The organism is Microbispora siamensis (assembly GCF_016863095.1).
Lineage (GTDB): Bacteria > Actinomycetota > Actinomycetes > Streptosporangiales > Streptosporangiaceae > Microbispora > Microbispora siamensis.
This window is the reverse complement of the sequence record NZ_BOOF01000053.1, coordinates 1-21,904: the sequence shown is the minus strand read 5'-3', so window position 1 is coordinate 21,904 and position 21,904 is coordinate 1. Positions and strand designations below refer to the sequence as shown.

The 21,904-nt window shown below is 72.7% G+C and carries 24 protein-coding genes; 10 read left to right on the top strand and 14 right to left on the bottom strand.

All coding sequences use genetic code 11. The features are described from left to right. The first annotated feature begins 125 nt into the window (after nucleotides 1-125). A complete protein-coding gene (locus tag Msi02_RS35815) occupies nucleotides 126-875 on the top strand; it encodes a nucleotidyltransferase domain-containing protein (RefSeq protein WP_079316038.1) in 750 nt (249 codons plus the stop codon). 87 nt (nucleotides 876-962) lie between these two features. On the opposite strand, the gene Msi02_RS35810 is transcribed toward Msi02_RS35815, so the two are convergent. Continuing rightward, nucleotides 963-1,913: a serine/threonine-protein kinase gene (locus Msi02_RS35810; protein WP_239109047.1), complete on the bottom strand. Its 951-nt coding sequence runs from the start codon at nucleotides 1,911-1,913 to the stop codon at nucleotides 963-965. Between the two features lie 145 nt (nucleotides 1,914-2,058). Between Msi02_RS35810 and Msi02_RS35805 the strand changes: the two genes are divergently transcribed. Next, complete coding sequence (locus Msi02_RS35805; protein WP_204052251.1) at nucleotides 2,059-3,321, top strand: serine/threonine-protein kinase; 1,263 nt, start codon at nucleotides 2,059-2,061, stop codon at nucleotides 3,319-3,321. Nucleotides 3,322-3,339: 18 nt separating this feature from the next. Here Msi02_RS35805 and Msi02_RS35800 read toward each other — a convergent pair whose 3' ends face one another. Further along, entirely contained in the window at nucleotides 3,340-4,938 is a 1,599-nt protein-coding gene (locus Msi02_RS35800) for a peptide chain release factor 3 (RefSeq protein WP_204052250.1), read from the bottom strand. A gap of 262 nt (nucleotides 4,939-5,200) precedes the next feature. Here Msi02_RS35800 and Msi02_RS35795 point away from each other — a divergent pair, with 262 nt between their 5' ends. Together Msi02_RS35795 and Msi02_RS35790 are read left to right on the top strand one after the other, a co-directional pair. Beyond that, nucleotides 5,201-6,664 (top strand): MFS transporter, encoded by a 1,464-nt coding sequence (locus Msi02_RS35795; RefSeq protein WP_204052249.1) that lies wholly within the window; start codon nucleotides 5,201-5,203, stop codon nucleotides 6,662-6,664. A 31-nt stretch (nucleotides 6,665-6,695) separates the two neighbouring features. After that, nucleotides 6,696-7,520 carry a helix-turn-helix transcriptional regulator gene (locus Msi02_RS35790; protein WP_204052248.1) on the top strand — a complete coding sequence of 275 codons (825 nt, stop codon included), beginning with the start codon at nucleotides 6,696-6,698 and terminating at the stop codon, nucleotides 7,518-7,520. On the opposite strand, the gene Msi02_RS35785 is transcribed toward Msi02_RS35790, so the two are convergent. Genes Msi02_RS35785 through Msi02_RS35775 form a run of 3 tightly spaced genes read right to left on the bottom strand, consistent with a single transcriptional unit; the run spans nucleotide 7,517 to nucleotide 10,095 of the window. After that, complete coding sequence (locus tag Msi02_RS35785) at nucleotides 7,517-8,674, bottom strand: acetyl-CoA C-acetyltransferase (protein ID WP_204052247.1); 1,158 nt, start codon at nucleotides 8,672-8,674, stop codon at nucleotides 7,517-7,519. The two genes, Msi02_RS35790 and Msi02_RS35785, sit on opposite strands and share 4 nt — an antisense overlap. An 11-nt stretch (nucleotides 8,675-8,685) precedes the next feature. Then, nucleotides 8,686-9,306, bottom strand: coding sequence for a TetR/AcrR family transcriptional regulator (locus Msi02_RS35780; RefSeq protein ID WP_079316033.1), 621 nt, complete (start codon nucleotides 9,304-9,306; stop codon nucleotides 8,686-8,688). 15 nt (nucleotides 9,307-9,321) lie between these two features. Further along, nucleotides 9,322-10,095: an SDR family oxidoreductase gene (locus Msi02_RS35775; protein ID WP_204052246.1), complete on the bottom strand. Its 774-nt coding sequence runs from the start codon at nucleotides 10,093-10,095 to the stop codon at nucleotides 9,322-9,324. Nucleotides 10,096-10,168: 73 nt separating this feature from the next. Between Msi02_RS35775 and Msi02_RS35770 the strand changes: the two genes are divergently transcribed. The 3 genes from Msi02_RS35770 to Msi02_RS35760 are packed head-to-tail and all read left to right on the top strand — an operon-like array spanning nucleotide 10,169 to nucleotide 13,111. After that, nucleotides 10,169-11,008: an enoyl-CoA hydratase gene (locus tag Msi02_RS35770; protein ID WP_204052245.1), complete on the top strand. Its 840-nt coding sequence runs from the start codon at nucleotides 10,169-10,171 to the stop codon at nucleotides 11,006-11,008. Further along, a complete protein-coding gene (locus Msi02_RS35765; RefSeq protein ID WP_204052244.1) occupies nucleotides 10,998-12,128 on the top strand; it encodes an acyl-CoA dehydrogenase family protein in 1,131 nt (376 codons plus the stop codon). The genes Msi02_RS35770 and Msi02_RS35765 overlap by 11 nt, the downstream gene beginning before the upstream one ends. Then, a complete protein-coding gene (locus Msi02_RS35760; protein WP_204052243.1) occupies nucleotides 12,125-13,111 on the top strand; it encodes an acyl-CoA dehydrogenase family protein in 987 nt (328 codons plus the stop codon). The genes Msi02_RS35765 and Msi02_RS35760 overlap by 4 nt, the downstream gene beginning before the upstream one ends. An 86-nt stretch (nucleotides 13,112-13,197) precedes the next feature. Here the strand turns inward: Msi02_RS35760 and Msi02_RS35755 are convergent, their stop codons facing one another. From Msi02_RS35755 to Msi02_RS35735, 5 genes are read right to left on the bottom strand one after another with little or no spacing between them, the layout of a single operon-like run. Further along, nucleotides 13,198-13,785, bottom strand: coding sequence for a TetR/AcrR family transcriptional regulator (locus Msi02_RS35755; RefSeq protein ID WP_204052242.1), 588 nt, complete (start codon nucleotides 13,783-13,785; stop codon nucleotides 13,198-13,200). 20 nt (nucleotides 13,786-13,805) lie between these two features. Continuing rightward, nucleotides 13,806-14,873 (bottom strand): NAD(P)H-dependent flavin oxidoreductase, encoded by a 1,068-nt coding sequence (locus Msi02_RS35750; RefSeq protein ID WP_204052284.1) that lies wholly within the window; start codon nucleotides 14,871-14,873, stop codon nucleotides 13,806-13,808. Then, nucleotides 14,873-15,625, bottom strand: coding sequence for a CoA-transferase subunit beta (locus Msi02_RS35745; RefSeq protein WP_079316027.1), 753 nt, complete (start codon nucleotides 15,623-15,625; stop codon nucleotides 14,873-14,875). Before Msi02_RS35745 ends, Msi02_RS35750 begins: the two co-directional genes overlap by 1 nt. Next, the gene (locus tag Msi02_RS35740) at nucleotides 15,622-16,473 is read right to left on the bottom strand and encodes a CoA transferase subunit A (protein ID WP_239109046.1); all 852 of its coding nucleotides are present in this window, start codon (nucleotides 16,471-16,473) and stop codon (nucleotides 15,622-15,624) included. The genes Msi02_RS35745 and Msi02_RS35740 overlap by 4 nt, the downstream gene beginning before the upstream one ends. Continuing rightward, nucleotides 16,473-17,222, bottom strand: a complete 750-nt coding sequence (locus tag Msi02_RS35735) for an enoyl-CoA hydratase family protein (protein ID WP_204052241.1) — start codon at nucleotides 17,220-17,222, stop codon at nucleotides 16,473-16,475. The genes Msi02_RS35740 and Msi02_RS35735 overlap by 1 nt, the downstream gene beginning before the upstream one ends. An 88-nt stretch (nucleotides 17,223-17,310) precedes the next feature. On the opposite strand from Msi02_RS35735, the gene Msi02_RS35730 reads away from it, so the two are divergent. Continuing rightward, nucleotides 17,311-18,225 (top strand): SDR family oxidoreductase, encoded by a 915-nt coding sequence (locus Msi02_RS35730; RefSeq protein ID WP_204052240.1) that lies wholly within the window; start codon nucleotides 17,311-17,313, stop codon nucleotides 18,223-18,225. Here Msi02_RS35730 and Msi02_RS35725 read toward each other — a convergent pair. From Msi02_RS35725 to Msi02_RS35710, 4 genes are all read right to left on the bottom strand, one after another. Next, on the bottom strand, nucleotides 18,213-18,368 hold the full coding sequence (locus Msi02_RS35725) for a helix-turn-helix domain-containing protein (RefSeq protein ID WP_204052239.1): 156 nt from the start codon (nucleotides 18,366-18,368) through the stop codon (nucleotides 18,213-18,215). The two genes, Msi02_RS35730 and Msi02_RS35725, sit on opposite strands and share 13 nt — an antisense overlap. Before the next feature lie 12 nt (nucleotides 18,369-18,380). Further along, nucleotides 18,381-18,848 carry a hemerythrin domain-containing protein gene (locus Msi02_RS35720; protein ID WP_204052238.1) on the bottom strand — a complete coding sequence of 156 codons (468 nt, stop codon included), beginning with the start codon at nucleotides 18,846-18,848 and terminating at the stop codon, nucleotides 18,381-18,383. A 67-nt stretch (nucleotides 18,849-18,915) separates the two neighbouring features. Continuing rightward, nucleotides 18,916-19,494 (bottom strand): PadR family transcriptional regulator, encoded by a 579-nt coding sequence (locus Msi02_RS35715; RefSeq protein ID WP_204052237.1) that lies wholly within the window; start codon nucleotides 19,492-19,494, stop codon nucleotides 18,916-18,918. An 87-nt stretch (nucleotides 19,495-19,581) separates the two neighbouring features. Further along, nucleotides 19,582-20,559 carry an ArsR/SmtB family transcription factor gene (locus tag Msi02_RS35710; protein ID WP_204052236.1) on the bottom strand — a complete coding sequence of 326 codons (978 nt, stop codon included), beginning with the start codon at nucleotides 20,557-20,559 and terminating at the stop codon, nucleotides 19,582-19,584. Nucleotides 20,560-20,622: 63 nt separating this feature from the next. Between Msi02_RS35710 and Msi02_RS35705 the strand changes: the two genes are divergently transcribed. Together Msi02_RS35705 and Msi02_RS35700 are read left to right on the top strand one after the other, a co-directional pair. Beyond that, nucleotides 20,623-21,603: an aldo/keto reductase gene (locus Msi02_RS35705; protein WP_204052235.1), complete on the top strand. Its 981-nt coding sequence runs from the start codon at nucleotides 20,623-20,625 to the stop codon at nucleotides 21,601-21,603. A 101-nt stretch (nucleotides 21,604-21,704) separates the two neighbouring features. Then, a partial coding sequence (locus Msi02_RS35700) for a hypothetical protein (RefSeq protein WP_204052234.1) occupies nucleotides 21,705-21,904 on the top strand: 200 nt, incomplete at its 3' end.

Genomic DNA, 21,904 nt, shown 5'->3' with positions numbered 1-21,904 from the left:
CTCGACAGGTAGCATCAGGGGCGTGAAGTGACGACGTGGGTTTCCCGTCCGGTCGAGGCCGTTGGAGCGCTGCTCTGGCCTCGGTTTGGCCTGTCCTTCCACGTCTCACGAGAAACGGCATCTCCATGAACGACCAGGCGTTCCTCGACCACGTCGCCGACCGCCTCGCCGCCCTGCCGGGCGTACGGGCCGTCACCCTCGGCGGCTCCCGCGCGCAGGGCACCCACGCGCCCGGCAGCGACTGGGACTTCGCCCTTTACTACCGCGGCCCCTTCGACCCGGCCGGCCTGCGTGCCGTCGGCTGGGAGGGCGAGGTCTCCGAGATCGGAGGCTGGGGCGGCGGCGTCTTCAACGGCGGCGCGTGGCTGACCATCGACGGCCGCCGCGCCGACGTGCACTACCGCGACCTCGACGTCGTCGAGCACGAGCTCGCCGAGGCCGAGCGGGGCCGCTTCCACTGGGAGCCGCTGATGTTCCATCTCGCGGGCATTCCCAGCTATCTGGTGGTGGCCGAGCTGGCCGTCAACCGGGTCCTGCGCGGCGCACTGCCCCGGCCCGGCTACCCGGAGCCCCTGCGGAGGTCGGCCCCGCCGATGTGGCGGGACCGGGCGGCCATGACCCTCCAGTACGCCAGATCCGCCTACGCCGCGCGCGGTCTGGCCACCGAGGTCGCCGGCGCTCTCGCCACCGCCGCCATGCAGACGGCCCACGCGGTCCTCGCCGCCCGAGGGGAATGGGTCACCAACGAGAAGCGGCTGCTGCTGCGGGCCGGTCTGCGCGGCGTCGACGCGATCGTGGCGGCGCTGCGGCCGGATCCGCAGACCCTCACCCGCGCGATCGCCGAGGCGGAGGCCCTGTTCGCGGCGCCCGGGTGACGTGACGGCCTGCAGGCCGGCCAGGATCTCGCGTACGCGCTCGGTGGCCGGGGCCGTAGAGCGCGGTCAGGTCGCCGAGCGGGCTCGTCAGCGTCCGCCGGGCCTCGCCGCGGTGCCGTCAGTGCCGGTACGGCCGGCCGCCGCGGCGTACATCCGGGCCGGGCTCGGCGCGGGTGAGGTGAAGCCCGGGAGCGGCGCGGTCTCCGACAGGTACGGCATGAGCCGGTCGTGGACCTCCCGCGCGCTCGCCGGCCGGTCCTCGGGGTCCTTGGCCAGCATCGACAGCAGCAGCTCGTCCAGTGCGCCCGGCACGCCGGTCCGCCACCGGGCCGCAGGCGCGGCCGGGACGCTCACCTGCTGCCGCATCACGCTGAAGACGGTCGGGCCACCGAACAGCGTCCGGCCGGTCAGCAGTTCGTGCAGCACGCAGCCCAGCGCGTACAGGTCGCTGCGGGGAGTGGGCTCCTCCTGGCGCACCTGCTCGGGCGACATGTACGACTCGGTGCCGAGCACCTCGCCGGTGCGGGTCAGCTTCGTCAGCGCGGGATCGTGCATAACCGCGAGCCCGAAGTCGACCACCTGGACCGAGCCGTCCGTGCGCAGCATCAGGTTGGCCGGCTTGAGGTCGCGGTGCAGGATCCCCCTGGCGTGCGCGGCGTCGAGCACCGCGGCCACCTGCGCGCCGATCGACGCCACCCATCCGACGGGCAGAGGCCCGATCTCGGCCAGGACGTCGTCGAGCCCTGCCCCCTCCACGTACTCCATGACGATGAACTGCCGCCGTCCGCGCAGCGGGTCGTCATACGCCCCGATGTCGTGGACGGCGGGTGTGCCCGGGTGGGACAGCCTCGCCATGATCGTGGCCTCGTGGCGGAAACGGGCCTCCCACCTCTGGTCACGGACGTCGTCGGGGAACCTCACGAACTTGATGGCCACCCGGCGCCCGAGTCTCTCGTCGACGGCGCCCCAGACGTCGCCCATGCCGCCCCCGCCGGCGCGTGCCGGGTCGAGCGTGTACCTGCCGGCGATGAGGGTCACCGCGCCTCCCCGGGACTGTCAGATCATTCGAGTCGCAGGTGCCATCGAACAGGCCGCCGAAGCCGGCCGCAACCAGCCTCTCGCTCATCTCCCGCGCGGCCCCGGCGCTGATTCCCGACATTGTGATCACTTATCATGGTGAATCATGCTCCCCGGCCCGCACCAGCCACTCCACACCCGCAGGTCGGGACGAAAACGGTCGGGCAAGAGCGTGTTGTGGGCGCTCGTGCCTCTGCTCACCTGCGGGCTCGGCACGCCCTTCGTCATCGGCTTCGCAGCGGGCCGGCTGAGGAGACGGGGCCTCACCCTCGGCGCCGTCTGCTACTCCCTCGGGCTGATCGCCTTCATGGTCGTGGCCAACCTGCTGACGGGGGTGCCGAGCGACGACTGGCGGAACACCCTCACCGCCTACGTCTGGTTCGGCACGATGTGGGCGGGAGGCACGGTCCATGCCTTCCTGTTGCGCGGCAAAGTGTTCCCGCATGTCACCACACCGGCGCCGGCACCGTCCACGTACCCGCCGGCGTACGGCGCCCCGGCCCCGCCGCTGCCGCACTCCCCGGGATCGCCCTCCTTCGGGGCGCCCTCGTTCGGCATGCCTTCCTCCGGTCCGCAGCCGGCCCCCGGCCAGGCCTCGGCCATGGCCTGGGTGGGGCCGTACGCGCTGCTGACGAAGGTCGGCGAGGGCGGGCAGGGGACGGTCTACCTGGGCCAGGCGCCGGACGGGCAACAGGTGGCGGTCAAGATCCTGCACGTCAGGGTCGGGCCGGACTCGGGCGAGCGGGACGCCTTCGTCAGGGAGGCGCTGGCCGCCCGGCGCGTGCCGTCGTTCGCCACCGCCCGCGTCATCGACGTCGGCGTCCAGGGCGACCTGGCGTACATCGTGAGCGAGTACGTGCACGGCCCCTCTCTGGAGCGGCTCGTGCGGGAGCAGGGGCCGCGCGATCCCGACGGTCTCACCAGGCTGTCCATCTCGACGCTGGCGGCGCTGCGCGGAATCCACAACGCGGGCATCGTCCACCGGGACTTCAAGCCCGGCAACGTGCTGCTCGGAGCCGACGGGCCGCGCGTCATCGACTTCGGCGTCGCAAAGGCGATGGACCGGCTCACCACGAGCGCCGGGACGAAGGGGACGCCCGCCTTCATGTCGCCGGAGCAGGTGCTCGGGCAGCAGGTCGGCCCGGCCTCCGACGTGTTCAGCTGGGGCAGCACGATGTACTACGCCGCCACCGGCAGGCTGCCGTTCGACGGCCCCTCGGTCTTCGCGGTCTCCCAGCAGATCATGGAGCACTCGCCCGACCTGGGCCCCGTGCCCGCCGCCCTGCGGAGTCCGCTCGCCGCCGCCCTGCACAAAGAGCCACACGAACGTCCCACCGCCGCCGACCTGATGCTGGCCCTGTCCGGCTGATCGGGCGTCACTGGTCCCTTAGGCTGACGGGCCGGGGAGTCCCTGGCCGGCGATGAGCGGTTCGAGGGTCAGGCCCTCGTGCTCGCGCTGGATGGAGCGCATGCGCCACTGGTCGGTGAACACGGCGAGCAGGGCCTGGTCGCGGCTGCGGACCAGCACCTCCGCGCCGCGCTGGCGCCGCAGCACCTCCGCGGACTCGGCGTCGGTGCGGAGGGCGAGGGTGTACTCCAGCCGGTCGAGGACGATCTCCGCGCCGAACTCGGTGGCCAGGCGGTGCTGCACGACCTCGAACTGCATGGGGCCGACCGCCGCGAGCACGGGGGCCTGGTCGCCCCGCAGGTCGGAACGGAGCACCTGGATCACGCCCTCGCCGTCGAGCTGGTCGATGCCGCGGCGGAACTGCTTGGCCTTGGCCGTACTCCGGGACCGGGCCACGGCGAAGTGCTCGGGGGCGAAGCTGGGGATGGGCGGGAACTCCACCGGCTTCCCCTCGTAGAGCGTGTCCCCGGGCCGCAGCGCGGTGGCGTTCACCAGCCCGACGACGTCTCCCGGGTACGCCTCGTCGATGGTGGCGCGCTCCTGGCCGAAAACCGACTGGGCGTACTTCGTGGCGAAGGGACGGCCGGTGGCGGCGTGGGTGAGCACCATGCCACGCTCGAACCGGCCGGAGCAGACCCGGACGAACGCGATGCGGTCGCGGTGGGCGGGGTCCATGTTGGCCTGCACCTTGAACACCAGGCCGGCGAACGGAGCGTCCAGCGGCCGGACCGCGCCCTCGACGTCCGCCCGGGGCGCCGGGGCGGGGGCGAGGTCGACGAGCACGTCCAGCAGCCGGGCCACGCCGAAGTTGGACAGCGCCGCGCCGAACAGCACCGGCGTGGACTCGTGCGCCTCGAACGCCTTCTGGTCGTGCTCGGCGCCGATCGCGGCGAGCAGGTCGGCCTCCTCCTCCGCGCGGGCCCAGTCGGCCCCGAGCTCGGCGGCGGCCTGCTCGGGGGTCAACTCGGTCTCCAGCGCCTTCGTGGCGCCGCCGGGGGTGCGGATGTAGCGGACCGCGCGGCCCTCCAGCCGGTCGACCACGCCGTGGAAGTTCCCGGCGGCGCCGATCGGCCAGGTGACGGGCGTGGGACGCAGGCCGGTGCGCTCCTCGATCTCGTCGAGCAGTTCCAGCGGCTCCCGGCCCGGCCGGTCCCACTTGTTGACGAACGTGATGACCGGGATGCGGCGGTGGCGGCAGACCTCGAACAGCTTCATGGTCTGCGGCTCCATGCCCTTGGCCGCGTCGAGCAGCATGACCGCGCAGTCGACCGCGGCCAGAACCCGGTAGGTGTCCTCGGAGAAGTCCGCGTGGCCGGGGGTGTCCACCAGGTTGAACACGTGGCCGCGGTAGTCGAAGCGCAGCGCGGCCGAGGTGATGGAGATGCCGCGGGCCCGCTCCATCTCCATCCAGTCGGACGTCACGCCCCGCCGGCCCGCCTTGCCGTGCACGGCTCCCGCCTGGGTGATCGCCGAGGCGTGCAGGGCGAGCGCCTCGGTCATCGTGGACTTTCCGGCGTCCGGGTGACTGATCACCGCGAACGTGCGGCGGCGCGCCGCCTCACCCGTGACGGCGCTCATCGCCACATCACCCCGGCGGCGCGGGCGCGGGCGCGGGTCGTCGTGGTGCGGTCGTGCGTGCAGGCCATCCGGGCTCCCAAACAGCGGTGGACGGTTGAGGTTACCGCGCCGGGCGCCGCGCCCCGGAATCGGCGCCGCACGGCCCGAGACGGGCGTCGCGGAAGGTGGCACTCGCGATACCGGCATCGGCCGATTCTGGCCCTCCCCGCCGTGGCCGGAGAGGCTCTGGCCGGGACCCTCCACCACGACCAGGAGACGAAGCATGTCCTCTCTCGCAACGGAACCGGCCGGGACCGCCGTGCGGGGGCGTCGCCGCTGGCTCGCCCTCCCGGTGATCCTCGTCGGCACGTTCATGACGATCCTCGACTTCTTCATCGTGAACGTCGCCATCCCCTCGGCCCAGGCCGAGTTGCGTGCCACCGACGCGCAGATCCAGTTCGTGGTCGCCGGATACGGCATGGCGTACGCGTCGGGCCTGATCACGGGCGGCCGCCTCGGCGACCTGTACGGCAGGCGCAGGGTGTTCGCGATCGGCCTGGCGGGGTTCACCGTCGCGTCGGCGTTGTGCGGCCTGGCGACGGGCCCGGTGATGCTCCTGGGCGCCCGCGTCCTGCAGGGAGTCGCGGCGGCGCTGATGTTCCCGCAGGTCCTGTCCGTCATCACCGTCACCTACACGGGCGACGACCGGCCCAGGGCGTTCGCGGGGTACGGCGCCGCGCTCGGCCTGGCCACCGTCGGCGGGCAGGTCCTCGGCGGCCTGCTCATCGCGGCGGACGTGCTCGGCCTGGGCTGGCGCGCCTGCTTCCTGGTGAACCTGCCCGTCGGCGTGGTCACGCTGCTCCTGCTGCGCCTCGTGCCCGAGTCGCGCTCCGAGACCGCGCGGACCCTCGACCTGGCGGGTGTGGTCCTCGTCGTGCCGGCGCTGCTGCTCCTGCTGGTGCCGCTCGTGGAGGGCAGGCAGGAGGGATGGCCGGGCTGGACCTTCGCGTCGCTGGCGGCGAGCGCGGCGATGTTCGCCCTGTTCGCGGTCCAGCAGGTGCGCCTGTCGCGGGCCGGCGGCGCCCCGCTGGTGGAGCCGTCGTTGTTCCGGTCCCGGTCGTTCACGGCCGGCCTGGCCACCGTGCTCGCGGTCTACGGCGGCATGGCCTCGTTCATGCTCGTCATCGCGCTGTACGTGCAGGACGGGCTGGGCCGCTCCCCTCTCGGGGCCGGCCTGGTGTTCCTCCCTATGGGCGTGGCCTTCTTCGCCACCTCGGCGAACGCCGCGAGGTTCACCCGCCTGCTGGGCCGCCGTACGCTCACGGCCGGCGCGCTCCTCGTCGTCGCCGGGGAGGGCTGTCTCGCGCTGGTCACCCGGAACGCCGGCTCGGGGGTGAACCTCCCGCTGTACGAGGCGCTGATGGCCGTGGCCGGAGCGGGGATCGGCATGGTCGGCGCCCCGCTGCTGTCGCAGGCGCTGTCCGGCGTCGGCCCCGGCGACGCGGGTTCGGCCTCCGGCGTGCTGTCCACGGTCCAGCAGATGGCCGGGGCGCTCGGCGTGGCGGTGATCGGGATCGTCTTCTTCGGCGTCCTCGGCGGCGATCCCTCCCCCGCGACGTACGGCAGGGCGTTCGCGGCGAGCCTGGTCTGCCTCGGGGCGCTGGCCGCGGCCGCCGCGGTGCTCACCGTGCCGGACCGGTGGTGGGGCGGGCCGGGCTCTTCTGCCGGGCGGGCCGGTTCGCGATGATGGAGCGACGCGGGCGACCGGCGGGGGTGGGATGGGCGGCGAAACCGGGCACGACAACAGGCGCGAGCTGGCGCGGTTCCTGCGCGACCGGCGGGCCCGGGTGGCGCCGGAGGACATGGGCCTGCCGGTGGGCCCCCACCGGCGGACGAAGGGCCTGCGGCGCGAGGAGGTCGCGGTGCTCGCCGGCCTCAGCCCGACCTGGTACACCTACCTGGAGCAGGGCCGTGACATCAATCCCTCGCCCCAGGTGCTCGACAGCCTGGCCCGCGTGCTCGGTCTCAGCGAGGACGAGCGCCGCTACGTCCACCGGCTCGCGCGCACCCGGCCGGGCGCCGTGGACGAGCCGGTCATGGGCGACGACCTCGTCGTACGGCTGGTCGAGGCCGCCGGTCAGGGTCCCTGGCCCCTCTACGCGGGCAACCGGTACGGCGACGTCGTGGCGTGGAACCGGGCGGCCGCGGAGTGGTACACGGACTTCGGGCGGCTGCCGGACGCACGCAGGAACATGCTGTGGTGGCTGCTGACGGAACCCGAGGCGAGGCGACGGCTGCCCGGCTGGGCCGACGACGCCCTCGACGTCGTCGCCCGGCTGCGCACCGCCTACCCGCTGCTGGCGGGCGACGCGAGGATGAGCGCGCTGGTGGCCGGTCTGCGGGAGGCCAGCCCCGAGTTCCGTCGTTGGTGGGGCGAGCGGCACGTCCACGGCCCGCGGCTGCGGCCCCGCACGATCACGGCTCCCGGCCTCGGCACGCGGACCTTCCGGCTCGCCCTGGTCGACGTGGTCGACAGCCCGGGGCACTCGCTGGTGTTCCACCTGCCCGCGCCGGACGGCCGGGAGCCCGGGAGCCCGGACTAGAGACGCTCGATGACGGTCACGTTGGCCTGGCCGCCGCCCTCGCACATCGTCTGCAGGCCATACCGGCCGCCGGTGCGCTCGAGCTCGTGCAGCAGGGTGGTCATCAGCCGGGCGCCGGTCGCGCCGAGCGGGTGGCCGAGCGCGATCGCGCCGCCGTTGGGGTTGACCCGGGCGTGGTCCGCGCCGGTCTCCTTGAGCCAGGCCAGCACGACCGACGCGAACGCCTCGTTGATCTCGACGACGTCCATGTCGCCGATCGACATGCCGGTCTTCTTCAGCGCGTACGCCGTGGCGGGGATCGGCGCGGACAGCATCCGGATGGGGTCCTCGCCGCGGGCCGACAGGTGGTGGATCCGGGCCCGGGGCCGCAGGCCGTGCGCCTTCACCGCGGCCTCTGAGGCGATCAGCAGGGCGGCCGCGCCGTCGGAGATCTGCGAAGCGACGGCGGCGGTCAGCCGCCCGCCCTCCTCCAGGGTCTTCAGGCCCGCCATCTTCTCCGGCGAGGTGTCCCGGCGGGGGCCCTCGTCGGCGGTGACCCCCTCCAGAGGGGCGATCTCCCTGTCGAACCGGCCCTCGTCGATCGCCCGGATCGCCCGCTGGTGCGACTCGAAGGCGAACGCCTCCATGTCCTCGCGGGAGATGTCCCAGTCCCTGGCGATCATCTCGGCGCCCCGGAACTGCGACACGTCCTGCTTGCCGTACCTGGCCTGCCAGCCGCGCGAGCCGACGTACGGACCCTCGGTGAAGCCGAGGGAGTCGGCGGCGCCGCGCGAGGCGAAGGCGATCGGGATCTGCGACATGTTCTGCACACCGCCGGCCACGACGAGGTCGCTGGTGCCGGACATCACCGCCTGCGCGGCGAAGTGGACGGCCTGCTGGGAGGAGCCGCACTGCCGGTCGACGGTCACGCCCGGCACCTCCTCGGGCAGCCCGGCGGCCAGCCAGCAGGTGCGGGCGATGTCGCCGGCCTGCGGGCCCACCGTGTCCAGGCAGCCGAAGACCACGTCCTCCACCGCGGCCGGGTCCACGCCCGAGCGCTTCATGAGCTCGGTCAGCACGTGCGCGCCCAGGTCGGCGGGGTGGACGCCGGAAAGGCCTCCGCCGCGCCTGCCCACGGGGGTGCGCACCGCCTCGACGATGTATGCCTCCGCCATCGCACAACTCCTCAGGTTGTTGTCAGGATCCCTTCCAGGACCATCGCTATGTACTGCCGGGCGATCTCTTCGGCCGGCAGCGGGCCGTCACCGCGGTACCAGCTCGCGGCCAGCCACACGGTGTCGCGGATGAAGCGGTAGATGAGGCCGGTGTCGAGGTCGGCCCGGAAGACGCCGTCGGTGACGCCGCGGTCGAGCACCGACAGCCACATCTCGCGGAAGCGCCGCTGCGACTCCGTCAGGTAGGAGAAGCGCGGGTTCGTCGCGAGGTGCTTGGACTCGTTCTGGTAGATCACGACGGCCGGGCGGTGCCGGTGGATGGTGCGGAACGACTCCACGATCAGCGCCTCGAACGTCTCCCGCGCGCCGAGGCCGGAGCCGGTCACCTTGTCGTACGCCGCCCACATCTCGGTGAGGAAGGCCGACAGGATCTCGTCGACCATCGACTCCTTGGAGTCGAAGTGGTAGTAGAGGCTGCCGCCGAGCATGTCGGCGGCCTCCGCCACCTCGCGGACCGTCGTGGCCGCGTAGCCCCGTGACGCGAACACCTCGGCCGCGGTGGCCAGCAGCTCGGCCCGCCGCTCGGCGCGGGCGGCCGCGGTGCTCTCTGCGTCTCTGCGTCGTGGGCTCATGGGAAAGTCGACCTCTCAGGGGTGCTGGCTGGAGACCGAGACGACCTCTCCGGTCATGTAGGAGGAGTAGTCGCTCGCGAGGAAGACGATAACGTTGGCGACTTCCCATGGTTCCGCGTGGCGGCCGAAGGCCTCCTTCCTGGTCAGTTCGGCCAGCAGTTCCTCGGTCGTGACCTTCGCCAGGTGCGGGTGCATGGCCAGCGAGGGGGCGACGGCGTTGACCCGCACGCCGTACGGCGCCGCCTCGATCGCCGCGCACCTGGTCAGCGCCATGACGCCGGCCTTGGCCGCCGCGTAGTGCGCCTGGCCCTCCTGGGCCCGCCAGCCGATCACCGAGGCGTTGTTCACGATCACGCCCCGGCCCCGCGGCTGCATGCGCGTCAGCGCGGCGCGGGTGCAGCGCATGGTGCCGTTCAGCGTGACGTCGAGCACCCGGCTCCACTGCTCGTCGGTCATCTCGGCGAGCCTCGCCGTGCCGCCGAGACCGGCGTTGTTGACGACCACGTCGACGGGCCCGAACCGCTCCTCCGCGGCCGCGAACAGGTTCTGGACCTGCTCCTCCGAGGTGACGTCGCAGGGCACGGCGATCACCGCGTCCGCGCCGAACTCCTGCTCCAGGACGGCCAGGCTCTCGCCGAGCCGGCGCTCGTGGGCGTCGCTGACGACGACCCGCGCGCCCTCCTCCAGCATGCGCCGGGCGCAGGCGCCTCCGATGCCGGTGCCGGCCGCGGCGGTCACCACCGCCACCCGGTCGCGCAGCAGACCGTGACCGGTCACGTAGGTCGGCATGCCCACCCTCTCCTCACCGTACGACTCGTGATTTACTCTATCAAATAGTTGTTAGAAAGAATGCGAGGGTCGCATGACAGTGGTGCGTTACGAGCGCCGCGGGCCCGTGGCGGTGGTCACCATGAACCGCCCGGAGTACCGCAACGCGCAGAACTCGGCGATGACGTACGCCCTGGACGAGGCCTTCTACCGGGCGGCGGCCGACGACGAGGTCAAGGTGATCGTGCTGGCCGGCGAGGGCAGGCACTTCTCGGCCGGGCACGACATCGGCACGCCGGGCAGGGACGTCCACGTCTCGTTCGAGCGCAAGGCGGGCCTGTGGTGGGACCACGTCGGCAAGGAGGGCGCCGAGAGCCGCTTCGCCCGGGAGTCCGAGGTCTACCTGGGCATGTGCCGGCGGTGGCGTGAGATCCCCAAGCCGACGATCGCCATGGTGCAGGGCGCGTGCATCGCGGGCGGGCTCATGCTCGCCTGGGTCTGCGACCTGATCGTCGCCTCCGACGACGCGTTCTTCGCCGACCCCGTCGTACGCATGGGCATCCCCGGCGTGGAGTACTTCGCCCATCCCTGGGTCATGCCGCCCAGGATCGCCAAGGAGTTCCTGTTCACCGGCGACCGGATGCCGGCCAGGCGCGCGTACGAGGTGGGGATGGTCAACCGGGTCGTGCCGCGCGACGACCTGGAGACCGAGACGTTCGCACTGGCCGAGAAGATCGCCGCCATGCCGCGGATGGGCCTGGCGCTGACCAAGAAGGCGGTCAACCAGGCCGAGGACCTGCAGGGCATGCACACCGGGATGGACTCCGTCTTCGGCCTGCACCACCTCGCCCACGCCCACAACGCCGAGACCTCGGCCGACTCCCTGGCCGGGATGGACCCCAAGAGCATGAAGGCGGCCGCCGATGGATCTTGACCTCTCGCCGGTGGAGCCGTTCCGCGCCGAGGTGCGCGCCTGGCTCCGCGAGCACGTCCCCGCCGCTCCCCTGCCGTCCCTGGAGACCGAGGAGGGCTTCGCCGCCCACCGCGCCTGGGAGCGCGAGCTGCACGAAGCCCGCCTGTCGGTGGTGTCGTGGCCCGTGGAGTACGGCGGCAGGAACGCCTCCCCGCTGGAGTGGCTCGTCTTCGAGGAGGAGTACTACGCGGCCGGGGCGCCGGGACGGGTCAGCCAGAACGGCATCAACCTGCTCGCGCCCACCCTGTTCCAGCATGGGACGCCCGAGCAGCTCGCCCGCGTCCTGCCCTCGATGGCCTCCGGCGAGGTGATCTGGGCCCAGGCGTGGTCGGAGCCGGGCGCGGGCAGCGACCTCGCGTCCCTGCGCGCGACCGCGACCCGCACTGACGGCGGCTGGCTGCTCAACGGCCAGAAGACGTGGAGCTCGCGGGCCGCCTTCGCCGACTGGGGCTTCGGGCCGTTCCGCTCCGACCCGGAGGCCGAGCGGCACCGGGGGCTGACCTACCTCATGTTCCCGCTCGACGCCGAGGGGATCACCCGCAGGCCGATCGGCCGCATCGACGGCAAGCCGGCCTTCGCCGAGCTGTTCTTCGACGACGTGTTCGTCCCCGACCGCGACGTGATCGGCGAGCCGGGCGCCGGGTGGAAGGTCGCGATGAGCACCACGGGCAACGAGCGCGGGCTCACCCTGCGCAGCCCCGGCCGCTTCCTGGCCGCCGCCGACCGGCTCGTGGAGCTGTGGCGCGAGCACGGCGACCCCGCCGACACGGCGATGCGCGACCGGGTGGCCGACGCGTGGATCAAGGCACGCGCCTACCGGCTCAAGGGCTTCGAGACGATCTCCCGTACGGAGGACGTGGGCGCCGAGTCCAGCGTCAACAAGATCTTCTGGTCGGAGCTGGACGTGGCGCTGCACGAGACGGCCCTCGACCTGCTCGGCCCGGACGGCGAGCTGGCGGGCGAGTGGCTGGAGGGATACGTCTTCTCCCTGGCCGGCCCGATCTACGCCGGGACCAACGAGATCCAGCGCAACGTGATCGCCGAGCGCGTGCTCGGCCTGCCGAAGGCGGGAAGCCGATGAGATTCGTCCTCGACGCCGAGCAGCGGCTGTTCGGCGAGACCCTCGACAAGCTGCTCACCGAGGCGGCCGTGCCCGGCGTGGTCCGCGACTGGGCGGCCGGGCGGCGCGAGGGCGGCCTCGCGCTGTGGCGCACGCTGGCCGACGCCGGAGTGTTCGCCGTCACTGTGCCCGAGTCCGCCGGAGGGGCAGGGCCGCTGCCGGTCGAGCTGGTGACCGCGTTCCACGAGCTCGGCAGGCACGGCGTGCCCGGGCCGTACGCCGAGACCGTGGCCGCCGCCGTGCTGCTCGACCGGCTGGGCGAGGAGGCCCTGGCGAGCCGGTGGCTGCCGCCGATCGCCGAGGGCACGGCCGTGGTCACGCTCGCGCTGCCCCCGGCGGTGCCGTACGCGCTGGACGCGGACGCCGCCGACCTGGCGTTGCTGGTGGACGGCGAGCGGCTGTGCGCCGCCGTCCCCGGCGAGGCCCGCGCGTCCCTCGACCCCGCCCGGCGGCTGTTCCCCGTCACGCCGGGCGAGGTGCTCGCCGAAGGACCGCACGTGGCGGCGGCCGCCGCCGAGGCGTACGACATGGGCGTGCTCGCGTGCGCGGCGCAGCTCGTGGGGACCGGACGCCGCCTGCTGGAGGTGTCGGTGGACTACGCGAAGACCCGGCGGCAGTTCGGCCGGCCGATCGGCGAGTTCCAGGCGGTCAAGCACCACCTGGCCGACGCCCTGGTCGGGCTGGAGTACGCCCGCCCGCTGGTGCACGGGGCCGCCCTGGCGTACGGCACGCCGGACTTCACCCGCGACGTGTCCGCGGCCAAGGCCGCGGCGTCCGAGGCGGCGTACGCCGCGGCGAAGATCGCCCTGCAGGTGCACGGTGCGATCGCCTATACGGACGAGTACGACCCGAGCCTGCTGATCCGCAGGGCCCGCGCCCTGCACACGGCGTGGGGCTCGCCCTCGGACCACCGGGCGCGGGTGATCGGCTCACTGGCCGGCTGACGGCGATGCGGGGCCGCCGCCGGCCCCGTACCGCTCCAGCTCCCAGGGGTCGTGGGCGGTCGAGCCGCAGTCGAGGTGGTGGACCCTCATTCGGAGCCCTTCGGCCGGGCGGCGTCCGCGACCAGGCCGCCGATCCGTCGCGTGACCGAGTGGATGACGCCGGTGTCGCGACGCACGCGGGCGAGCAGGAGTGCTCCCTGCAGCGAGGACAGCACCAGGTCGGCGAGCGCCTCGGCGTCGTCCACGCCGTGCCCGCGCAGATAGTCGGCCAGGCCGCGCAGCCAGGAGGCGTACGCCGCGTCGCAGGCCGACCGGATGGGCTCGCTGTCGCCCGCGGCCTCCAGCGCGACCGTGGCCACCGGGCAGCCCTCATGGAACCCCGACTGCTCCAGGTTGTGGGCGAGCAGCTCGCCGATCCCGACGACGGCGTCGGCGGGACCGGGGGCGGCGGCCACGGCGGCGGCGATCCGCTCGCCGAGCTCGCCGCCCGCGATCGCCACCGCCTCGGCCGCCAGCTGCTCCTTGCCCTCGGGGAAGTGGAAGTAGAGCGAGCCCTTGGGCGCCCGGCTCTCCGCCAGCACCTGGTTGAGGCCGGTGGCGTTGTAGCCCTGCCGCTGGAAGAGCCCGGCGGCCGTGCGCAGAACGCGCTCGCGCGTGTCGTTCCTTCGCGTCATGCCGGTCAGACTAGACCGGTCTACATACTATCGGCAAGATTCCGGCCGAGGCCGCGCACGACCTCGGCGGCCTGGGTGACGATCGAGTCGATCAGCTCCTCACAGGTGGGCAGGTCGTCGATGAGCGCGACGACCTGACCTGACGCCATCACGCCGAGGTCCGGGCGGCCGTCCACCATCGCCGCCTTGAGCAGCATCGGCGTGTTGGCCGCCATCAGCACCTGCGACCAGCTCAGCTCCTTGCCGTGCTTCATGGCCAGGCCGTCGCGGATCATCGCGGGCCACGACATGCCGGAGATCCGCTTGAAGCGCGCGGCGTTGCGCACGGCCCGGACCAGGCCGGACACCTTGCCCGACCGCTCCAGCCCGTCCACCAGTTCGGTGCGCAGCACCCGGTGCGGCATGCCGTCCACCTGGCGGGTGACGACGGTCTCCGACATGCCGAGGTAGGTCCGCTTCACCGCGTCGGGCACGGAGCTGTCGCTGGTCAGCAGGAACCGGGTGCCCATCGCCACGCCCGCCGCGCCGTACGCCAGGGCGGCGGCCAGGCCGCGCCCGTCGAAGAAGCCGCCGGCGGCGATCACCGGGATGTCGACGGCGTCCACGACCTGGGGCAGCAGCAGCGTCGTGGCCACCGCGCCGGTGTGGCCGCCGCCCTCGCCGCCCTGCACGAGCACGGCGTCGGCGCCCCAGGCGGCGACCTTCTCCGCGTGCCGCCGGGCGCCGACGGACGGGATCACCACGATCCCGGCGTCCTTGAGCCTGGCGATCAGCTCCTGCCGCGGGGCCAGCGCGAACGAGGCCACCTTCACCCGGTGCTTGATGAGCAGGTCGACCCGCTCCCCCGCGTCGCCGGCGTCGGCGCGCAGGTTCACCCCGAACGGCGCGTCGGTGCGCGAGCGGACCTCCTCGATGGCGGCGGCGAGCTGCCCGACGGTCATCGTGGCCGAGGCGAGGATGCCGAGGCCGCCCGCGTTCGCCACCGCCGACACCAGCCGGGGGCCGGCCACCCAGCCCATGCCGGTCTGCACCACCGGGTGGCGCACGCCGGTCAGGCGTGTGAGCGGGGTGTCCAGCGCCGGCCCGATCACGCCTTCACCTCCCGGTCGCGCAGTCCCTTCGGGTCGAGCACCTCGCGGATGAGCCGCAGCTCCTCGTCCGTGGGCTGCCGGGTCTCCGGCACCTCGCCCTCGATGACCAGGTCGAACCCGGTGGCCGCCCGCACCTGCTCGACCTCGACGCCGGGATGCGCCGAGACCAGCCGCATCGAGCCGTCGGGGGTGCCGAAGTCGAACACGGCGAGGTCGGTGACCACCCGGCGCAGGTCGTGGAAGCGGGCGGCCCGCGGGCCCAGCTCGGCCGCGCGGTCGTGGCCCACGCCGCTGACCACGTCCACCTTCGGCACGAAGACGCGGGTGGACTGCTTGGGGATCCAGTAGCTGGTCGGGTTGCAGATCGTGTTGCCGGGGGCCCCGCGCACGCCGAGGAGCTGCGACTTCGGCCGAGCCCAGTCGCCGATCGCAGAGATGTTGGTGTTGCCGTGCCTGTCGATCTGCGAGGCGCCCATCATCACGTGCCTTCGGCCGTTCTGCACCAGCCACAGATGCTCGCGGAACGGCAGCCAGCCCTCGACCGCCCCGGCCGGCGCGCCGAACGGCACCGCCTCGGCGGTCAGCAGCGCGCCGCCGTCCGTGGTCAGCAGGCCGGGCTCGAACGTGAGCCGGGCCAGCCGGGCGCCCAGGATGGAGCAGGTGCCCATCGCCGCCGCCAGGATCTCGCCGTCGCCGCGCCACGCCTCCGCGCAGGCCACGACGCAGACCTCCGCCCGGGTCGCGCTCATCGCCCCTCCTCCTCACGCCACTGCTGCACGGCCTCCTGGTAGGCCGCCTCGTCGCCGGACAGGAACCGGTCCGCGAACGCCGCCCACGCCTCCGGGTCGGCCGCCGAGGCGGCGTAGTGCCGCTGGAACGCCTCGTCGCGGCCCTCACCGCAGTCGGTGAAATGGCCGCCGCCGGGGGTCTCGACCACGCCGGTCACGTGCATGCGGCTGACCAGCAGCGTCTGCGGCGGGCCGTCCAGCTCGCCCGGCCGCACCATCCGCTCGCAGGAGACGAAGCACCGCCCGGCCGCCTTGGCGAACAGGTCGTCCATGTACGGATCGGGGCCGAGGTAGCGGCCGTTGCCCCGGGTGTCGGCCACGTCCATGTGCACCAGCGCCACGTCCATCGTGAGCGCGGGCACCGCGACGAGTTCCTCCTGGTCCTCGTACGGCGAGCGGACCGTGCGCAGGCCGGGGTTCACCCGCATGACGTCCGAGCCGAGCCCGGCCCGCGTGGGCAGGAACGGCAGCCGGTGCGCCGCCGCGAGCAGGCCGAACATGAACATGCCCTCGTCGTACTCGGTGAACTCGACGGACCCGCGCTGCCGGGCCGCCCGGAAGTGCGGTTCGAGGGCGATCGAGTCGAGCGTCACGAACGGGGCGACGACCCGGCGCACCTTGCCCGCCGCGCAGAGCAGGCCCACGTCCGGCCCGCCGTACGACACGATCGTCAGGTCGGTCAGCGCGGACCGGTGGATGGCCCGCACCAGCGCCATCGGCTTGCGCCGGGAACCCCAGCCGCCGATGCCGATCGTCATGCCGCTCTCCAGCGAGCCGACGACCTCCTCGACCGACATGACGACGCCCATCACCGGCCTCCTTCCGCGACGAAGGCGTCCCGGTGCCGGTCGCCGGCGCCCATCAGGTTGAGCTCGAACGTGAAGCCCTGCTCGAACCGGTAGCTGCGCTTGACGTCGACCGGGTCGATGCCGTTGAGCGACTCCTTGGCCCGCCGGATGACGTACGGGTCCTTGGCGGCGATCTGGGCCGCCACCTCCAGTGCCGCGTCGCGCAGGCGCTCACGCGGCACGACCTCGAGCACCGAGCCGAACGCGTGCAACTCGGCGGCGGTGACGTTGCGGCACGTGTAGACCATCGCGCGCATCAGGTGCTGGGGCACCAGCCTGGCGAGGTGGGTGGCGGCGCCGAGCGCGCCCCGCTCCACCTCGGGCAGGCCGAAGTAGGCGTCGTCGGAGGCCACCACGATGTCGGCGTTGCCGGCCAGCCCCACCCCGCCGCCCAGGCAGAAGCCCTGCACGGCCGCGACCACGGGGACCTCGCACTCGTAGACCGCCGCGAACGCCTCGTAGCAGCCGCGGTTGGCGCCCACCAGCGCGTCGAACCCGCTGGTCGCCTGCATCTCCTTGATGTCCACGCCGGCGTTGAACCCGCGGCCCTCGGCCCGCAGCACCACGACGCGGGTCTCCGGGTCTCGCCCGGCCTGCCGTACGGCGTCGGCGAGCTCGAACCATCCGCGTACGGTCAGCGCGTTGACCGGCGGGGCGTCCACCACGACCTCGGCGACGCCCTCGCCGTGACGGCTGGTCGAGATTCCCATACGTCACCTTTCCATCTAACATTTGTTAGAAAATACGCTAGCAGAGCGGATCGCCCCAGGCGAGGCCGACCGAGCGAGGAGACCAGAGATGATCTGCAGGGACCGAGTCGTGATCGTGACCGGCGCGGGGCGCGGCCTCGGCCGGGCGCACGCGCTGGAGTTCGCTCGTCAGGGCGCGAAGGTCGTCGTCAACGACCTCGGCGTGAGCCTGTCCGGCGAGGGCGGGCCGGACACCGGATCAGGGGGTCCCGCCCAGGACGTCGTCGAGGAGATCCGCGCGCTGGGCGGCGAGGCGGTGGCCGACCGGTCCGACATCGCCACCGACGAGGGCGCGCGGCGGCTGGTGGCGACCGCGATCGACCACTTCGGCCGCCTCGACGTGCTGGTCAACAACGCCGGGTTCCTCCGCGACCGCATGCTGGTCAACCTGTCGGAGGAGGAGTGGGACGCGGTGATCCGCGTGCACCTGAAGGGCCACTTCCTGCCGCTCAAGCACGCCGGGCTGCACTGGCGAGCCGAGTCGAAGGCCGGCCGCCCGGTGGACGCGCGGGTGGTCAACACCTCCTCGGGCGCGGGCCTGCTCGGCAGCGTGGGGCAGGGCAACTACTCGGCGGCCAAGGCCGGCATCGTGGGCCTGACCCTCGTCGCGGCGGCCGAACTCGGCCGCTACGGCGTGACCGTCAACGCCATCGCCCCGGCCGCCCGTACGCGGATGACCGAGCAGGTCTTCGCCCAGACGATGGCCGCCCCGGAGGAGGGCGCGTTCGACACGATGGCCCCGGAGAACGTCTCCCCGCTGGTGGTCTGGCTCGGCTCGGCCGAGTCGAAGAACGTCAGCGGCCGGGTCTTCGAGGTGGAGGGCGGCCGGATCTGCGTCATGGAGGGTTTCCGGCACGGCCCGGTCGCCGACAAGGGCGCCCGCTGGGACCCCGTCGAGATCGGGCCGGAGGTGGCGAAACTACTCGGCCAGGCCGCCGGGCCGGAGCCCGTCTACGGCGCCTGATCCTCCCCCGCCGGCCCGCGACGGTACAGATGGCGTGTCGCGTCGCTCCCGTCGCGGGGTCCGATCTTCGCGAATGCGCTGTCGACGCGTGTCTTCACCGTCGTCTCACCGATGCTGTCTGCGGCGATCCGCACGTCGTCCATGCCCTTCGCGATTCAGATGCCGCCGAACATCCGGTCCCTGTCATCGGCCTGCGCGTGGAAGGCATGCAGTGCGGGGTTCAGGGACCGTTCCTCGTCGGCGAAGTGGGCGTTCATGACGGACTTGATCTCGTTGATCTTCCTGAGCAGCCGCTCGGGAGAGGACTGGGCCGAGTCGAGACATTCCTGGAAGTCGGCGAGAAGCCGCGCGAGCCGGCGGTGGTCGCGGGTGAGGCGTTCGATCACAGGCCTCAGCTCCGGCATCTGCCGCACCAGGGCAGGAAAGAAGCCGTCGTCCTCACTGCGGTGGTGGCTGCCCAGCGCGGCGCAGAAGGTGTAACAGTGGCTGCGCAGGTCGGGTTTGGACGCCTTGGCGTTCTTGCCGGAGAGGATGGACACCCTGGCCTGCTCCAATGCCTGCTCCAGTCGGTGATGGGCGTTCTGCAGTTCGAGGTCCCAGGCATGGACGCGGTCGCGCGGCACCGTGCGTTCCTCACTTTCTGTCGTGCTTCTCGGCACCGTCCGGGCAGCACGGGCCATGGCCGGCGTTTCAGACCGGTGAGTCATCCGAACCCTTCCGGGTCTTCTCGTCGACGAGCAGTTCGGGCAGCTGCGACACCAGCCGCCGATGCCAGGCGATCTCAGCGCGCAGCCGGCTGACGCGGTGCTCCATGGCGAGGGTTTCCGCCAGGGTCAGGTACCGCGCGACCGCCCGGGCATGGGCTTCGTACTCGGCGAGCATGGCTTCCAGGGACGCCACCCTCGCGTCGGTGATCGCGGGCAGGTCGTCAAGATGCTGCGGATCCAGCCGGGTGAGGACGAGGTCGAATGGATCGGGCTTGAGGACGATCTCGCGTAGCCCGCTCAGCCGCAGCGATGACAGCGCCTGCGCACCGGCGTCGGTGATCTGCCAGACCTTGCGTTCGGGATACGCGCCGACCTGCTCGGTTCTCACCCCTTCGATCAGCCCTTCCGCGGCCAGGCGCTTGATCGCCCCGTAGAGCCCGCCGACGGTGATGTCGGTCCACATGTCGAGGCGTTCCTCCTCGAACAGGAGGCGCAACTGGTGACCATGCATGGGGCCGCGCTCGGCCAGGGCACCGAGAATGAAGATCCGGATCGATGACACACGACTACTCTCGCGCGGGTAGTCCCTCCTGGCAACACTTATGGCAGAAGCGACAGCGGAGAGCTGCGAGGCCGCGGCCGAGCCTGTCTACGGCGCCTGATCCTCCCCGGCGAGCTGTTCGCCGAGGCCGGTGCGCCGGTAGCGCAACCGGCGGCCCTCCCGTTCGCCGGTCACCAGCCCGGCGTCCCTGAGCGTGGTCAGGTGGTGCGAGGCGGTCGCCGGGGCCAGCCGGAGGGCCCCGGCCACCTCCCCCGTGCTGGACGGCTCGGCCAGCAGGGCGAGCACGGCCGCGCGGGTCGGGCCGAGCAGGGCGGCCAGCGCCTCCGGCGGCTCGGCCGGCACGGGCCCGTCCCACAACCGGCCGTGGCCGCGCGGCGCGTACCACAGCGCACGCCCGGCCGGGGTGTCGGTCAGCGCGTAGACGTGCGGGCCGGTGAACCCGGTGGGCAGCAGGGTGAGCGGGTGCCCGTCCAGGCCGAACTCGCCGTCCTTGGCGTACGCCAGCCGCAGCGCCTCGCCGTCCCAGTCGAGCCTCGGGTGCAGGTCCGTCAGCAGCGCCCGCGGCCCGCGCTCGGCGGCGAGCAGCCCGCGGCGGGTCAGCTCGCCCTCCGCGAGCGCGCGCAGCCGCGGCCAGCTCGGCGCGATCGCCGATGCGAAGTAGCGCCGGACCTCCCGCACCGTCACGGCCAGCGCGCCCGCCGGGTCGGCCCGGAACCGCTCGACCTCCGGAGGCGCGCCGTGCCCGGCCCAGGCCCGCTCCACCTCGGACGCGACCTGGTCGAGCGGAGTGGCGGCGACCACCCGCAGCTCCTGCTCCAGGGTCGGGCGGGTGGCGGACGGCGCCGGGGTGAGGAAGTCCGGGACATAGCCGGTGGGGCCGGGGACCAGCGGGTGGAGTGTGGTCAGGCCGCGCAGCAGCGGCTCGGCCCGGGCCCGCCAGGACGCGGGGACCAGGCGCGCCGAGCGGGACCGCAGGGCGAGGCAACTGGCCACGACCTCCGCCATCGGGCTGTGCGCGAACCTGAGCCGCAGCAGGTCGGCGGAGGCGAACTCGATCCGGATCACCCGTCCATTCGAGCACGCTCGAACGGTTAACGGAGAGCACGCCCCGGTTCCTACGGTCGGCGCATGGAATACACCCGTTTGGGGCGGACCGGTCTGCTCGTCAGCCGGATCTGCCTCGGCACGATGAACTTCGGCTGGCAGATCGGCGAGGACGAGAGCCACGCGATCCTCGCCCGGGCGCACGAGGAGGGCGTCAACTTCGTCGACACCGCGAACATGTACGGCAGGGAGACCGGCGACGGACTGAGCGAGCGGTTCATCGGCCGCTGGTTCGAGAAGGCCGGCCACCGGGACCGGATCGTGCTGGCCACGAAGGTGTACGCCCCGATGACCGACTGGCCCAACGACGGCGGGCTGTCGGCACGTCACATCATCGCCGCCTGCGAGGCGTCGCTGCGCCGTCTGCGGACCGACCGGATCGACCTCTACCAGATGCACCACGTGCAGCGGGACACGCCGTGGGAGGAGATCTGGCAGGCGATGGAGACGCTGGTCGTCCAGGGCAAGGTGCGTTACGTCGGGTCGTCCAACTTCGCCGGCTGGCACCTCGCCCGCGCGCAGGCGGCGGCCGACCGGAGGAACTTCCTCGGCCTGGTCTCCGAGCAGTGCAAGTACAACCTCCTCACCCGGCACGTCGAGCTGGAGGTGCTGCCCGCGGCTGTCGAGCTGGGCATCGGGATCCTGCCCTACTCGCCGTTGCACTTCGGCGCGCTGTCCGGGGCGCTGCGCAAGCAGCGCGAGGGCGCGGCCGGCCGCAGCGTCCTGCACGCGCCCGAACGGGTCGAGCCACACCGGGCGGCCATCGAGGGTTACGAGAAGCTGTGCGCCGAGATCGGCGAGGAGCCCACCGCGGTCGCGCTCGCCTGGCTGCTGTCGCGGCCCGGGGTGACCGCCCCGGTCATCGGGCCGCGCTCCCCCGGGCAGCTCGACCTGCCGCTGACGGCGCTGCGCACCGAGCTGTCCGCCGAGACCCTGGCCCGGCTGGACGAGCTGTTCCCGCCCATCGGCAACGGCGGCCCCGGCCCCGAGGCCTGGGCCTGGTGAGGCTGTGCCTGTAGCTCCAACAAATCGCGCGGTGCGGTTGCTTCAGGCAAGGCAGCAGGAGAGAATTCATACATACTTTCGAATTCCTCCATGGAGGTGTGGTGGGCCTGCTCGACCATGACAGCGAATGGTGGGACCGTTGGACCGCCGGTTCGCCATTGTGGTCGTCCGAGGGCTCAGCCGCCCCCGACGAATACTCCGATGGCCCCTTTCCGATCGTTGAGCCCAAGATGCGGGGTTCCGAAGACCGAGGTGCGAGTGCCGGGTCTGGGGATGCCGGTCGGGACAGCCGGGAGAGGGG